Annotated in this window: 10 protein-coding genes; 6 read left to right on the top strand and 4 right to left on the bottom strand. The window is 68.6% G+C overall.

Annotation, left to right across the window (positions count from 1 at the left end; genetic code table 11):
• Positions 1 to 60: 60 nt before the first annotated feature.
• The 3 genes from FHY09_RS04800 to FHY09_RS04790 all read right to left on the bottom strand — a co-directional run bounded on the left by FHY09_RS04800 (position 61) and on the right by FHY09_RS04790 (position 4,591).
• Positions 61 to 2,751 (bottom strand): TonB-dependent receptor, encoded by a 2,691-nt coding sequence (locus tag FHY09_RS04800; protein ID WP_456362709.1) that lies wholly within the window; start codon positions 2,749 to 2,751, stop codon positions 61 to 63.
• A 278-nt stretch (positions 2,752 to 3,029) separates the two neighbouring features.
• Complete coding sequence (locus FHY09_RS04795; RefSeq protein ID WP_166925497.1) at positions 3,030 to 3,692, bottom strand: energy transducer TonB; 663 nt, start codon at positions 3,690 to 3,692, stop codon at positions 3,030 to 3,032.
• Positions 3,693 to 3,859: 167 nt separating this feature from the next.
• The gene (locus tag FHY09_RS04790; RefSeq protein ID WP_166924727.1) at positions 3,860 to 4,591 is read right to left on the bottom strand and encodes an SIMPL domain-containing protein; all 732 of its coding nucleotides are present in this window, start codon (positions 4,589 to 4,591) and stop codon (positions 3,860 to 3,862) included.
• A 129-nt stretch (positions 4,592 to 4,720) separates the two neighbouring features.
• On the opposite strand from FHY09_RS04790, the gene FHY09_RS04785 reads away from it, so the two are divergent.
• From FHY09_RS04785 to tldD, 4 genes are all read left to right on the top strand, one after another.
• Entirely contained in the window at positions 4,721 to 5,329 is a 609-nt protein-coding gene (locus FHY09_RS04785) for a Maf family nucleotide pyrophosphatase (RefSeq protein ID WP_166924725.1), read from the top strand.
• Positions 5,322 to 6,809 (top strand): ribonuclease G, encoded by a 1,488-nt coding sequence (gene rng / locus FHY09_RS04780; RefSeq protein ID WP_166924723.1) that lies wholly within the window; start codon positions 5,322 to 5,324, stop codon positions 6,807 to 6,809. The genes FHY09_RS04785 and rng overlap by 8 nt, the downstream gene beginning before the upstream one ends.
• A gap of 30 nt (positions 6,810 to 6,839) precedes the next feature.
• Positions 6,840 to 10,706, top strand: coding sequence for a YhdP family protein (locus FHY09_RS04775; protein ID WP_166924721.1), 3,867 nt, complete (start codon positions 6,840 to 6,842; stop codon positions 10,704 to 10,706).
• A gap of 72 nt (positions 10,707 to 10,778) precedes the next feature.
• Positions 10,779 to 12,224, top strand: coding sequence for a metalloprotease TldD (gene tldD, locus FHY09_RS04770; RefSeq protein ID WP_166924719.1), 1,446 nt, complete (start codon positions 10,779 to 10,781; stop codon positions 12,222 to 12,224).
• A gap of 121 nt (positions 12,225 to 12,345) precedes the next feature.
• Here tldD and yjgA read toward each other — a convergent pair whose 3' ends face one another.
• Complete coding sequence (gene yjgA / locus FHY09_RS04765; RefSeq protein ID WP_166924717.1) at positions 12,346 to 12,942, bottom strand: ribosome biogenesis factor YjgA; 597 nt, start codon at positions 12,940 to 12,942, stop codon at positions 12,346 to 12,348.
• A 68-nt stretch (positions 12,943 to 13,010) separates the two neighbouring features.
• Here yjgA and pmbA point away from each other — a divergent pair, with 68 nt between their 5' ends.
• Entirely contained in the window at positions 13,011 to 14,384 is a 1,374-nt protein-coding gene (gene pmbA, locus FHY09_RS04760) for a metalloprotease PmbA (RefSeq protein WP_166924715.1), read from the top strand.
• A 94-nt stretch (positions 14,385 to 14,478) separates the two neighbouring features.
• Positions 14,479 to 14,904: a DUF4870 domain-containing protein gene (locus FHY09_RS04755; protein ID WP_166924713.1), complete on the top strand. Its 426-nt coding sequence runs from the start codon at positions 14,479 to 14,481 to the stop codon at positions 14,902 to 14,904.
• The last annotated feature ends 13 nt before the right edge of the window (positions 14,905 to 14,917 follow it).

Raw genomic sequence — 14,917 nt, 5'->3', positions numbered from 1 at the left:
ACATGACTCCTTGGCGCCGACGCTGGGTCGACGCCAAGGGATGCAGGTCCTTCCGGGGGATCAGTTGAAGGTGTACTTCGCTCCCACCGTGAAATACCGGCCGATCGCACCGCTGAAGTGCAGCGGGTTGTAGTTCACCGCACCGTAGGTCGAAGGATCCAGCGGCGCCACGCGGTCGAACACGTTCTGGGCCGAAGCACTCAGCTCGAACGCGTCGGTCACGCTCCAGCGTGCGGACAGATCGAAGGTGGTGAACGAAGCGATCTTCTCCACCGGCGAACCGTCGGCGTAGAAGGCCAGGTAATCGCCACCGCGGCGATCCTTGTTCTCCATGCTGTCGATGTAGTTCACCACCCCGCTCACGCTCCACGGCCCCTGGTTCCAGGTGGTGCCGAAGTTGATGCGGTCCTGCGGCGTGCCGATGCAGTTGGTGACATCGCAGTTGCCGTGCGTGCCCACGTAATCCACGGTGGCATCGCCTTCGGTCCGCTCGAACTTCAGCAGGTGGCTCCACTGCAGGTCCATTTCCAGCTGGCCAGGGCCGATCTCGAAGGTCTGCCGGATGTCCGTGTCGATGCCGCGCACCCGCGAGGACGCGGCGTTGACGTAGGACGTGTTCACCGCAAGGATCGAGCCGCTGTTGGCCACGCCGCCGATGTTGTTGCTGTCGCGCAGCACGTTCCCGGCAGCGATGGCATCGGCCGTGCTGCCCTGGGCGATCTCGTCGCTGCGCTTGATTTCCCAGCCATCGATGGTGAGCGAGGTGGTGGCGGTCGGCTGCAGCACCAGGCCGATGGAGTAGCTCTTGGATTCTTCGGGCTTCAGATCGGCATTGGGCCGGGTGATGATCGCCACCGAGCGAGCGGTGCACTCGCTGTCGGGGGCGATCGCGCAGCGCACCGGATCGCGCGCGTTGGAGAACGCCGCCAGTCCACCATCCCCGTTCTCGGCGGGGTTGGGCGCGCGGAACCCTTCGGCGTAGCTGGCACGCAGGGCCAGCCATTCCGACGGGGTCCACTTCAGGCCCACCTTGGGCTTGGTCGCACTGTCGCCGCTTTCATACTTGTCATAGCGCACGGCCGCCGACAGTTCGAGCTGCTCCAGCACCGGTGCCGAAAGTTCGGCGTACCCGGCGTAGACGTTCTGCGTGCCATCGTAGGCCGAGTAACCCAGTCCGATGATGTCGCCGGTATCGGTGAACGTCTGCGGCGTCAGGCTGTTGCTGGTGCGCCGCCACTCGGTGCCGAAGGCCAGTCCCAGCGGACCGCCGGGCAGGTCGGCGAGGCTGCGCGAGACGCGTGCATCGAACATGTCCAGGCTGGACTTGGCCCGTGCGCTGATCGTCGGCGAGATCGCATCGTAGACCGACTGCGGTGTGAGGCCTGCATCGTCACCGATGCGCCAGGTGCCGAAGGCGCAGTCGGGGTTGCCCAGCACGCACTGCACGGCGCTGTAGCGCAGGAAGCCGGTCCGCGTATTGACCAGATCGGTCCCTGAGTGCAGGTAGGCGGTGTCATAGCTCCAGTCACCCCAGTTGCCCTTCACGCCAACCAGGAAGCGATTGAACTCGTTGGTGTTCTCGGTCACGCGCGGGCCCACGTCCCAGGCGCTGTAGCGCAGGCGCGAGGCCTGGCCTGGAATGGGATTGTCCGGGTGGGTAGGGCCGAGCACGGTGGCCCCGGCGCCACTGTTGGCGTTGACCGGGCCTCCCGGGTAACCCCATCCGCCGGAAACGCCGGAAGGCGTGTTGCTGAAGGTTGTGTCCTTCTTGGAGTACCCGATTTCCGTATAGATCTCGCCGCCCTCGCCAAAGGCGAAGCTGGCGCGGCCGAACACATTCACGTATTTCTCTTCGGGGCTCAGGTCGCGATAGAGCTGGGCCGGATCCCACAGGCATCCCTGCGCCTGCGCGGTGGCATCGCTCTGTCCTGGAATGGTGGTCAGCCCGGCACAGCCGGGCAGTGCGACCAGCTGCGAGGGCGCGGTACGGTCATCGAACACCGACCCATTCGGGCCCACGCCACCGGCGGTGCCGCCGGAAAGAAACGCACCGCCCAGGAACTGGGCATCGGCCGCATCATAGCCATAGCGGCGGATGTCGCCGGTTCCGATCCATTTGCGGTCGCGGCGGTCACTGATCTTGATGGCGTCGGTCTTGCCGACGTCGAGGCTGAAGAAGGCATTCCAGCCGTCGGTGGACAGATCGCCGGTACCGGCGGTCAGAGTGGCCTTTTTCGCATCGCCGTCGCTGTCGCCGGACAGACCATACGAGCCGCGCAGGATCACACCGTCGAAGTCGCTGCGCAGGATGATGTTGACCACGCCGGCAATCGCATCCGATCCATAGATCGCCGAGGCGCCATCCTTGAGCACTTCGATGCGCTGCACGGCGTCGAGCGGGATGGTGCTGAGGTCGGTGAAGACCTTCTGGCCATCATCGGCCAGGCCATAGGTGGCCATGCGGCGGCCGTTGAGCAGCACCAGCGTCGAGCCGGCGCCCAGGCCGCGCAGCGAGATGCCTGCACCGCCGCCGGCAAAGCCATTGCCAAAGGTCTTGGGAATGGAACCGGAACCGTCGGAGGTGAGGGTCTGCAGATATTCGGCGACCGTGGTCTTGCCGGTACGGTCGATCTCCTGCCGGGTCACCACCTGCACGGGTGAGGGCGTTTCGGTGTCGGTGCGGGGAATGTTCGAGCCGGTGACCGTGATGCGGTCCATGGTGGTCGCATTCTGCGCAGACGCGGTGGTCATTCCGGCGCCCGCGAGCAGCAGGGCGCCGCCAGTGAGTATGGAGGCAATGGAGCGGGACAACGGGCGACGACGGGCGGGGCAGTGGATCCGGTGATTCACGGTGCTCTCCTGACTGGAATGCCGATGGTGGTGGCGTCACGTTCCCCCGACGTAACGGCGCCAACATAGGTTTCAATCAAGTGACGCCGTAGTGAAAAATTGCTTAATCGGCGACAGAGCGTGTCGCTTTTGGCAATTACCGGGCGGCGCCGGGCCATCGTCGCCCGGAGGGTGACCTGTCAATCCGGCAGCGAGAAACTCACCGGCACCAGGCCGATGGCCGGCACGGCCTGGCCGCCGTCCTGTGCCGGAACGAACTGCCAGCGTCGCAGCACCTGCTGGCGCGCGGCCTGGTCCAGGGTGCGCGAGCCGCTGCTGCGTTCCACGCTGGCTGCCGTCGGTCGGCCTTCGGCATTCACCTCTACCCGCAGCAGGACCGTGCCCTGCTCGCCGTTGCGCAGGGCGGCGATCGGGTAGGCGGGCGGCGGCGCGCTGCGGTACTGCAGGTGCGCGCCGCTCGCTGCCGGTGGCGATTCGACGCCAGGTCCTTCCATCGTCGCGGCGGGCGCGGCCGCCGGCTCCACACGTGCGGTGCTTTCGGCAACCTCAGCGGTGGCCGTTGGCAGGGTTGGCGTCGATGGCATGACAGGCACAGCGCGCGGCACGATGGGCGCCGGCACAGGCGACGGTGCGGAAACCGCCGGCGGAACGGGCGGCACAGGATCCGGCAGTGCGGGGATCAACCGCACCTGGACCTTGTCGCGCGGCAGCGGCACGGCCTGGTAAGCCGCCGGAATGAGCAGCAGCATCAACGCGAGCAGGTGCAGCGCCAGGGCGGTGCTCCATGCGAGCACGCGGGCAGGCTGGAGGGAGGGCGCAGCGACCGGATACGTACGAACAATGGTCCATCTCCTTGGGCAGGGGAACGCTGTCGTACCGGCGCCTTTTCAACGCAGGCGGGGCCGGCGCTGCAGGCATAACGCGGAACGCCGCGGCTGCACAGGGTGCAGGCTCGCGGCGTTCGGGTTGCAGTCAGGAACCGGGGCAGCCCCGAGGGCCACCCGCGCACTCAGCGGCCGAGTTCGAACACCACGTCGAGGCTGATCGACACGGTGGTCTCACCGGCGGCGACCGGCGTGTCCATTTCCATGGAGGCTGCGCGGGCGGACATCATCATCGGACGCATGCCACCGCCGCCCCCGTTCTCGGAGATGCTCACGATGCGGCGCACCTGCATGCCCAGCGACTTCGCATATGTCTGCGCGCGCTCCTGCGCCTGCTTCAGCGCCGCCATGCGGGCCTCGTCACGTACCGGTTCGGGCTGGTCGATCTCGAAGCTGGGGCCATTGATCTGGTTGGCGCCCTGGGCCGCCAGCGCGTCGAGCACCTTGCCCAGCCGGGTGACGTCCCGGACCTTCAAACTGACCGTGTTGCTGGCCTGGTAGCCGGTGATTTTCGGCGGCTGGTTCTCGGTGTACTGGTAGCGAGGGCCCAGGTTGATGCCGCTGGTCTGCACGTCGCGCTCGGCGATGCCGGCCGCACGGATCGCGGCCAGTACCTTGTCCATCTGCTGGGCGTTCTGACGCATCGCGCTGTTGCCATCGGCCGCTTCAGTGACGACCCCGGCCGACAGCGTGGCCACGTCCGGCACGCGCCGCGCTTCGGCCGTGGCCGAAATGTTGAGCAGGGTGCCTGCGGCAGGTGCGACGGCCGGCGGCGGCGGGGCGGCATGTGCGGTCATGGAAGCTCCCAGAGCAAGCGACAGGGCAATCAGCAGCGGGGAAAGGACGGGGCGGCGCATGGAGGTCTCCTGGTGGGCCATCGAGGGTGCTGGCAGGGGAATGAACGCGTTGTGAGCCGTAACGGGGTTACAGCGGCCAAGGCGGTGCAGGCGGCGGTTCAGGCCATGCGCGCGAGGTATGCTGTGTGCATGCTCTATCTTGCCTCCCGCTCCCCCCGCCGCAGTGAACTGTTGTCGCGTCTCGGCCGCCCGTTCGGCACCGTGGCCCTGGAGGTCCCCGAGCGCCGCAGCGCCACCGAATCCCCGCGCGACTACGTGCTGCGCGTGGCCACGGACAAGGCACGCGCCGGCCTGGACCAGGTGGTGGGGCAGGACCCCGGTGCCTGGGTGCTGGGATCGGATACCGAAGTGGTGCTCGGCGACCGTGTGTTCGGCAAGCCTGCCGATGCCAGCGATGCGCGCGCGATGCTGCGCGCGTTGTCCGGTGCCACGCATGAGGTGATCACCGCTGTGGTGCTGGTCAGTGCCACCGCCGTGGACAGCGTGCTGGTGGTGTCGCAGGTCAGCTTCGCGGCGCTGGACGAGGCCCGTATCGCCGCCTACGTCGCCAGCGGCGAGCCGCTCGACAAGGCCGGCGCATACGCCATCCAGGGCGGCGCCGAACAATTCGTCACCCACCTCGCCGGCAGCTACTCGGGCGTGATGGGTCTTCCGCTGTACCAGACCGACCTGCTGCTCACGCGGTGCGGGCTGCTTTGTCCCCCTGCTGCCGCCATGGAGGCTGCCGTCGATGTCTGAGGAAATCCTGGTCAACGTGACCCCGCGCGAGACGCGGGTCGCGGTCATAGAAAACGGCATGCTGCAGGAGCTGCACATCGAGCGGGGCTGGCGGCGGGGCGTGGTCGGCAACATCTACCGCGGCAAGGTGCAGCGGGTGATGCCCGGCATGCAGGCGGCCTTCGTGGAAGTCGGCCTGGACCGGGCTGCCTTCCTGCACGCCAACGATGTCGTGCGGCCTGCTCCGGTGGCGAGCCTGGATACCGAGAACACCACCCTGCCACCGCCGTCCTCGGTGCCGATCGTCGAGCTGCTGCGCGACGGCCAGGACATCGTGGTGCAGGTGGTGAAGGACCCCATCGGCACCAAGGGCGCGCGCCTGACCACGCAGATCAGCATCCCGTCGCGCTACATGGTGCTGCTGCCGCAGTCCAAGGTGGTGGGCGTGTCGGCGCGCATCGAGGACGAGGCCGAGCGTGCACGGCTGAAGGCGCTGGTCACCGAGCTTTCCGCCCAGCACGGCGGCTACGGCTACATTGTGCGTACCAACGCCGAAGGACAGCCTGCCGAGGCCATCGCCGAGGACGTGGCCTACCTCTCGCGCGTGTGGAACGTGGTGGAGCGGCGTGGCCGCGAAGCGCCGCCGTGCAGTGTGATCTACGAAGACCTGAGCCTGCCGCTGCGCTCGGTGCGCGACCTCATCCGCAAGGATGTGGACAAGGTCAAGGTGGACTCGAAGGAAACGTTCGCGCAGCTGCAGGCGTTCGTGGCCAAGTACATGCCGGTGCTGGCCGAGAAACTGGAGCTGTACAACGGCGACCGTCCCATCTTCGACATGTTCGGGGTGGAGGACGAGATCGGCCGTGCGCTGGACAAGCAGGTGCCGCTGAAATCCGGCGGCTACCTGGTGATCGACCAGACCGAAGCGATGACCACCATCGACGTGAACACCGGCTCGTTCGTCGGCCAGCGCAACCTCGAGGAAACGGTGTTCCGCACCAACCTTGAAGCCGCCCAGTCGGTGGCGCGGCAGCTGCGGCTGCGCAACCTGGGCGGCATCATCATCATCGATTTCATCGACATGGATGACCCCGAGCATCGCCGCCAGGTGCTGCGCACGTTGGAAAAGGCCCTGGCGCGCGACCATGCGAAGACCACGGTCTATGAGTTCTCGCCGCTGGGGCTGGTGGAGATGACCCGCAAGCGCACGGTGGAAAGCCTGGAGCGCCAGCTGTCCGAGACGTGTCCGCAGTGCAGTGGCCGGGGCTCGATCAAGACCGCTGAAACAGTCACCTACGAGATCTTCCGCGAGATCACCCGCGCGGTGCGCCAGTTCGATGCCGCACGCCTGCTGGTGATCGCCTCGAGCAAGGTGGTCGCGCGCATCACCGACGAGGAATCCACCGCCGTGGCCGAACTGGAAGAGTTCCTCGGCAAGAGCATCCGCTTCCAGGCGGACGAGCAGTACCTGCAGGAACAATACGATGTGGTCCTGCTCTGAGTCCTGCCGGCGCATGACCGGCTGGAGCCGATGACCGCGCCGCTGCGGCTGCGACTGCGAAGGATCCGCCGTCTGGCCCTGTATGGCGCTGCGGTCGCTCTGGTCGCGCTGGCCCTGCTGGTGGGCTCGCTCAGCCAGCTGTTGCCGCTGGTGGAACGCCATCCGGACCGGGTGGCGGCGTGGCTCAGTGCGCGTGCGGGACAGCCGGTGCGCTTCGAACAGCTGCAGGCCGAGTGGACCCGCCGCGGTCCGCTGCTGCGCCTTGAGGGCCTGCAGCTGGGCGCGGGACAGGGGCTGCATATCGGCCAGGCGCAGGTGCAGGTGGCAATGTATTCGGGGCTGCTGCCCGGGCATTCGCTGACCGAGCTGCGGCTCAGCGGACTGGCGCTGACCCTGCAGCGCGGCGATGACGGTCGCTGGTATGTGCAGGGCATGCCCTCCGCGCCGGCGGGTGATCCACTCGATGCCTTGCGCCGGCTGGGTGAGCTGCAGGTTGACGGCGGGCGGTTGACCATCGACGCGCCGGCGCTTGGCGTGCAGACCACGCTGCCACGGGTGGACCTGCGGCTGCAGGTGCACGGCGACCGTCTCCGCGTGGGCGCGCGTGCATGGGCCGCGGCCGGCGGCACGCCGCTTGCCGCGGTGCTCGATATCGACCGCCGCCACGGCGATGGCGAGGCCTGGCTGGGAGGGGATCGGATCGACCTGCGGCCGTGGTCGCACCTGCTCGCTGCCGCCGGCATGCGGGCCCTGCAAGGGCAGGGCGAACTGGATGCCTGGGTGGCCGTACGCGGGTTCCGTCCGGTGATGGTCACCGCCGACGCCGATCTCGCGCGCCTGCAGCTCGCCGGTGCCCCGACCACGCAGGTGGCCGCGCCGCAGGTGCTGTTCGAACGGGTCCAGCTGCGCGCGCGTTGGCGTTACAGCGCCGGTGGCTGGCGCCTGGCCGCGCCGCGCCTGCGGGTCACGCTGGACCGGCGCGAGCAGGTGCTGGATGGCCTGCTGATCGGCGGCGGACAGCACGTAGCGCTGGTCGGAGACGCGGTGGATGGCAGTGCGCTGCTGCGCGTGCTCGCCCTGACCGATCAACTCGATGCGGGCACGCGCGACTGGCTCTACCGCGCCCGTCCGCAGGTGCGCCTGCACCAGCTGCAGCTGCGCAGCGAACGTGGCGGCGCGTTGTGGGCGCAGGCTGAGCTTGAAGAACTTGGCTTCGGCAGCGTGGACGGTTCGCCCGGGCTGCGTGGTGTGGCCGGCCATGTGGAAGCGGATGCGGACGGGTTCCAGCTGCGCCTGCAGCCGACGCAGCAGCTGCGGTTTGACTGGCCCAAGGGCTTCGGGGTGCGCCACGACGTACGGCTGGCCGGCGATCTGGTCGGCTGGCGCGACGAGGCCGGTGGCTGGCGCGTGGGCACCTCCGCGCTGCGGGTGCAGGGCACCGATTACGCCGCCGACGTGCGCGGCGGCCTGTGGTTCCAGAGCAGCGGACGCCCCTGGCTGCAGCTGGCCGCGAAGATCGATGACGTGCCGATGGTCGCCGCCAAGCGCTTCTGGATCCACTCGAAGATGAGTCCCGCGGCCGTGGACTGGCTGGACACCGCGCTGGTGTCCGGTCAGGTGCGCGATGGCATCGGCCTGGTCACCGGTGACCTGGACGACTGGCCGTTCGACAACAACGATGGGCGTTTCGAGGCACGTGGACGGATCGATGACGGCACCATCCGCTTCCAGAAAACCTGGCCGGAGATGACCGCCGTTGACGGCGACATCGCCTTCATCGGACCTGGTTTCTCGCTGAAGGGGCGGGGGGCGCTGGGCGGCGTCCAGGTGGAGCAGATCGAGGCCGGCATCGACAGCTTCGCGCGCTCGCCGCTGTACGTGCGTGCGCGCACCCGCAGCACCACCGAGGCGCTGCTGGCCATGCTCAAGCACAGCCCGTTGCAGCAGGACTATGGCGATACGCTGGATGCCTTGACGGTGAGCGGACCGGCCAGCGTGGATTTCGATCTGCTGCAGCCGCTGCATGCCGGGCAGCCGGGCCATCTGCAGGGCAGCGTGGCATTGGAGGGGGTGAAGCTGGCTGACCGGCGCTATGACCTGGCGTTCGACAACGTGCACGGTACCGCGCGTTACGGCAGTGCCGGCTTCGCGGCCGACGCCCTTTCGGTGCGCCATCTGGGCAGCGATGGCACGCTGGGCCTGCGCGCAGGCGGCTTCGTGCGGGATCCGCAGCATGCGTTCGAATCACAGCTGCAGGCGCGCCTGGCCGCCGGTACGCTGCTCGACCGCGCGCCGGAACTGGCGTGGCTCAAACCCTATATCGACGGCACCTCGCAATGGAACATCGGCGTGGACCTGCCGAAGGTGGCCGCAGGCAGCTCCGCCGCACCGGCGCGCCTGCGCCTGACCTCCGATCTGGTCGGCACCCGGCTGGACCTGCCCGCCCCGCTGCAGAAGCCCGCCGGTGAAGCGCTCGCCACCACCGTCGGTGCCACCCTGCCGATGGGCGATGGGCGGATCGAAGTGGCCTTCGGTGAGCGCGTGGCCCTGGCGGCGCGCACGCAGCAGGGGCGCACGGGCGTCCAGGTCACGCTGGGGCGCTCCCAGGTGGATCGCGAGCCGCCGTCCAGTGGCCTGGCGGTCAATGGCCACAGCGGCTCGCTCGATGCGCTGGAATGGATCTCGCTGGCGCGGGGCTCGGCGGGCGAGGGCGGTGACAGCCTGCCGCTGCGCTCGGTGGACGTGCAGGTCGCGCAGCTGCTGTTGATCGGCGGCGTGTTCGAACAGACGCGGCTGCAGCTCAGGCCGTCGGCGGACGCCTTGCAGGTGCAGCTGGACGGCCCTTCGCTGGCGGGCCGTCTGCAGGTGTCCACCGCCGCGGGTGGCGCAGTTGCGGGCAGCCTGCAGCGCGTGTACTGGAAATCGCTGCCGCCGAAGGTGCAGGCGCCACGGGATGGCGCGCAGATCATCCTGCCCGATGGCGAGGTGATGACCGCACGCGTGCAGGCCAGCGCCAACGATGCCGATCCGACCGCCGTGCCGCCGCTGTCGCTGGACATCGCCGATCTGCAGTTCGGCAAGGTCAAGCTCGGCCAGGCCACGCTGCGCACGCGTCCGCTGGCGCAGGGGCTGAGCGTGGAGCGGCTGGAGTTCCGGTCACCGCGGCAGGCGATCGATGTACGCGGCCAGTGGGTGGGCAAGGGCGCCGACGCCCGCACCCGGGTCACCGCACAGGTACGCAGCGAAGACCTCGGCGGGCTGACCCAGAACTTCGACCTCGCCGGCCAGGTCCGCAGCGGCCAGGGCCGGATCGACCTGCAGGCGGCGTGGCCGGGCGGGCCGTCCGATTTCGCGCTTGGCAACCTACAGGGCAGCATGGTGGTGGATGCGCGCAACGGACAGTTGCTCGAGCTGGAGCCCGGCGCCGGCCGCGTGCTCGGGCTGCTGAGCGTGACCCAGCTGCCACGCCGCCTGATGTTCGATTTCCGCGACTTCTTCTCCAAGGGCCTGGCCTTCAACCAGATCGAGGGCACCGTGCGGTTCGGCGATGGCCTGGCCACCACCGAGCGGGTGACCATCGAGAGCCCTGCGGCGGACATCCGCATCCGCGGCCGTACCGATCTGCGTGCCCAGCAGTTCGATCAGACCATCGACGTGAATCCGCGGGCCGGCAACCTGCTGGCCGTGGTCGGCGCCGTGGCCGGCGGACCGGTCGGCGCGGCACTGGGGGCGGCGACAAGCGCGGTGCTGTCCAAGCCTCTCGGGGAGATCGGTGCGAAGACCTATCACGTGACCGGGCCCTGGAGAGAACCGAAAGTGGACGTGGTGGAGCGCAACGCCACCCCGTCCGCTGCGCCGCCGGAGCCGCCCGCATCCGTCCCCGCGCCGACGCGCTGACCCCCGCCCGCCCATTGCCCACCGGTGGATCGCCTGCCTTGCAAGCCTCCGCCGTGCCCCCAGATCAGGACCATGACCGACAACGCACTCACCCTTGCCCATGACCGCCTGCTGCAGCCCGCCGGGCTCGACGCGGATAGCCTTGAACGTACCTTCGGACAGCTGCTCGGTCCGGGAATCGACTTCGGCGACTTGTACTTCCAGCACGCCCGCCGCGAAAGCTGGAGCGTGGAGGACGGCATCGTCAAGGACGGCGCCCACTCCATCGAGCAGGGCGTCGGCGTGCGCGCGATCGCCGGCGAAAAGACCGGATTCGCCTACTCCGATGACATCCACCGCGACGCGCTTGCCAACGCCGCGCAGTCGGCGCGCGCGATCTCGCGCGAAGGCGGTGCGCAGACCGGCCGCTCGCTGCTGCGGGGCGATGCGCGCGCGCTGTACCCCGCGCTGGACCCGGTCGACAGCCTTGGCAACGAGGCCAAGGTGCAGGTGCTCAAGCACGTGGACGCCTACCTGCGGGCCGCCGATCCACGCGTCAGGCAGGTGATGGTCAGCCTCTCCGGCGGCGTGGACACCGTGCTCATCGCGCGCAGCGACGGCGTGCTGGGTGCGGACATCCGGCCGCTGGTGCGCCTGAACGTGCAGGTGATCGTCGAGCAGAATGGTCGCCGCGAGTCCGGCTATGCCGGCGGCGGCGGTCGCTACGATTACGCCGAACTGTTCGCCAATGGCCGCCCTGAAGCGTTCGCGCGCGAAGCCCTGCGCCAGGCGCTGGTGAACCTCGAGGCGGTGCCCGCGCCGGCCGGCGTGATGCCGGTGGTGCTGGGCCCGGGCTGGCCCGGCGTGCTGCTGCACGAGGCGGTGGGGCATGGGCTGGAAGGTGACTTCAACCGCAAGGGCACCAGCGTCTATGCCGGCCGCATCGGTGAGCGGGTCGCCTCGCCGGGCGTGACCATCGTCGATGACGGCACGCTGGAAGGGCGCCGGGGCTCGTTGAACATCGACGATGAAGGGCAGCGCACCCAGTGCACGACACTCATCGAGGACGGCATCCTGGTCGGCTACATGCAGGATGCCCTCAATGCCCGCCTGATGGGCGTGGCACCGACCGGCAACGGGCGCCGTGAATCGTTCGCGCACCTCACCATGCCGCGCATGACCAATACCTACATGCGCGCCGGCCAGCACGATCCAGCGGAGATGATCCGCTCGGTGAAGAAGGGCCTGTACGCGGTCAACTTCGGCGGCGGCCAGGTCGATATCACCAGTGGCAAGTACGTGTTCTCGGCCACCGAGGCCTACCTGATCGAAGACGGCCGCATCACCGCGCCGGTGAAGGGGGCCACGATCATCGGCAATGGTCCGGAGACGATGCAGAAGGTGCGGATGATCGGCAATGATCTCGCGCTGGATGAAGGCGTCGGTATCTGCGGCAAGGATGGCCAGAGCGTGCCGGTCGGAGTCGGCCAGCCCTCGCTGCTGATCGACGGGCTCACCATCGGTGGCACACAGGCGTGATTCTGGGTACGCACGTTACTGCGTGCGTGCGCGCGTGGCCGGAACGGCGTGGCGTCCGGCCTGCGGCGCGGCGGCAGGGCGCCGGCCACCGGCGCCGTCCGTCAGGCCCGGTGCTGCGGCCTCAGTCCTGGGTGTCGTCGTCCACGTCTTCCTGGCCGGCATCGTCTTCGTCCGGGCTGCTGGCCACCAGGCCCAGGGCGGCGGGCAGCATGAGCGCACGCAGCACCTGGAAGATCTCGCGGTACGCGCGCGGCGGCTTGTTCTTCGCCCGCTCGGCCTGCGCATTGCGCACCAGCGTGCGCAGCTGCTGGCGGTCGGCCTGCGGATACTCGTCCAGCAGCTTGCCCAGCGCGGCATCGCCCTCGCTCATCAGCTTCTCGCGCCAGTCCTCGGCGCGGTGCATCATGGCGACCTCGCGGCGGCCGGTATCACTGTTGGCATCAAGGGCTTCGCGGATCGCGTCCAGCGTCGCCTCGTCTTCCCGCCGCATGTGCTTGGCCAGGAACGCCAGCTGCCGCTTGTGCGCGATGTGGGCGGTGATCCGCTTGCACTCGGCGATGTGCGGCAGCAGGTCTTCGGGCACGGGCAGGCGCGCGAGCTGCGCCGGGGTCAGCGAAGCCAGTTTTTCACCCAGCGCGAGCACGTCCAGCGCCTCGTTGCGCTTCTGCTTGCGGCTTTTATCGTGGAATTCGCCGGTTTCTTCGTCGCGTCCGCGCATCGTCCTTCCTACTTTCGTCAATACGTCGCCCAGCGCAGTGCCGGGCCCAACCTGTACAGGATAAAGCATTGAACGTCATCGCCCCTGAAGCGGCTTCCGCCGCTGGCCCCGAGGCCCGGCTCGAGCAGCTGGCCGACATCTCCCGGCAGCTGCTGGACCAGGCCCGTCGTCTGGGTGCCACCCAGGCCGAGGTGTCATGCAGCGAAGACCGCGGCCTGGATGTCAACGTCCGCCTGGGCGAAGTGGAAACGGTGGAATCCACCGCCGACCGCGGGATCGCGGTGACGGTGTACTTCGGCCAGCGCAAAGGCAGCGCAAGCACCGCCGATCTGCAGCCGGCAAGCCTGCTGGCCACGGTGGAGCAGGCCTGCGCGATCGCCCGCCATACCGAGGACGACGCGGCGGCCGGACTGGCCGAGGCGGCGCTGATGGCACGCGAGTTCCCTGACCTGGACAGCTGGCACCCGTGGGCGTTGCAGGCCGAGCAGGCCATCGACCTGGCACTGGCGTGCGAGGCCGCCGGCCGTGACAGCGATGCGCGCATCAGCAATTCCGATGGTGCCTCGGTGTCCACCGCGCAGAGCCTGTCGGTCTACGCGAACTCGCATGGCTTCATCGGGCGCGAACGTGGCACGCACCATTCAATGGGCCTGGCACTGATCGCCGGACAGGGCGATGGCATGCAGCGCGACGGCTGGTATACCAGTGCGCTGGCGCGCGAGGACCTGGAGGACGGCGCCACGGTCGGGCGCCGCGCGGCCGAACGAACGCTCGCGCGGTTGCAGCCGCGCTCGATGCGCACGGCCAGCATGCCCGTTCTGTTCGCACCGGACGTGGCGCGTGGCCTCATCGGTCACCTGCTGTCCGCGGTTTCCGGCGGTGCGCTGTACCGGCAGGCCAGCTTCCTGCTCGACAGCGTGGGCCAGCCGCTGTTCCCGGCGTGGATGCAGATCGACGAGCGTCCCCACCTGCGCCGCGGCCTGCGCTCGGCGGCGTTCGACGGTGACGGGGTGGCGACACGGGATTCGGCACTGGTGCGCGATGGCGTACTGCAGCGTTACGTGCTGGGCAGTTATTCGGCGCGCAAGCTGGGCCTGCAGACCACCGGCAATGCCGGCGGCGTGCACAACCTGCAGGTGGCCGCGAGTGCGCCGGGCCTGGACCTGGCAGCCCTCGCGCGGCAGATGGGCGAGGGCCTGCTGGTGACCGAACTGATGGGGCAGGGGGTCAACGGCGTGACCGGCGATTATTCGCGCGGCGCCGGTGGATTCCGGATCGAGAACGGCGAGATCCAATACCCGGTGGATGGGATCACCATCGCCGGCAACCTGCGCGACATGTTCCAGGCCATCGAGGCCGTGGGCGATGACGTGGATACCCGTTCGCACGTCCGGATCGGTTCGTTGCTGGTCGGCCGGATGACGGTGGCAGGTGATGAATGATGGCGTAATTGGCGTACCCTAGCCGGGCTGTGAGGGACCGCGGGGAGCGGGCCCCACCTTCCGTCATCCACGCCGTCATCAAAGGGAGTTTCTCGTGAGCGAATTCGACAACGTCACCGCACCACCGCCGCCGCCGGTTTCGGTGGGCCCAGGCGCGGAGGAAAAGCAATGGGCGATGTTCGCGCACTTCTCCATCCTGCTCGGCGGCCTGCTGTCGTCGGCCATCGGCGGCTGGGGCTTCTTCATCGGACCGCTGGTGATCTGGCTGATGAAGAAAGACACGATGCCCTTCGTGGCCGACCAGGCCAAGGAAGCGCTGAACTTCGCCATCACCATCTCCGGCATCTTCGTGCTGCTGTGGATCCTCACCGTGATCACGCTGGGCTTCGGTGGCCTGGTGACCGTGCCGCTCATGCTGCTGGTCGGCATCGCGACGCTGGTGCTGGCGATCATTGCCGGCATCAAGGCCAACGAGGGCGTCGCCTACCGTTACCCGTTCGCGATCCGCCTGGTGAAATGACCCGGCGGCGTCC

The sequence above is a fragment of the Xanthomonas sp. 60 genome (genome assembly GCF_011761925.1).
This window is presented reverse-complemented; position numbering and strand designations above follow the sequence as displayed.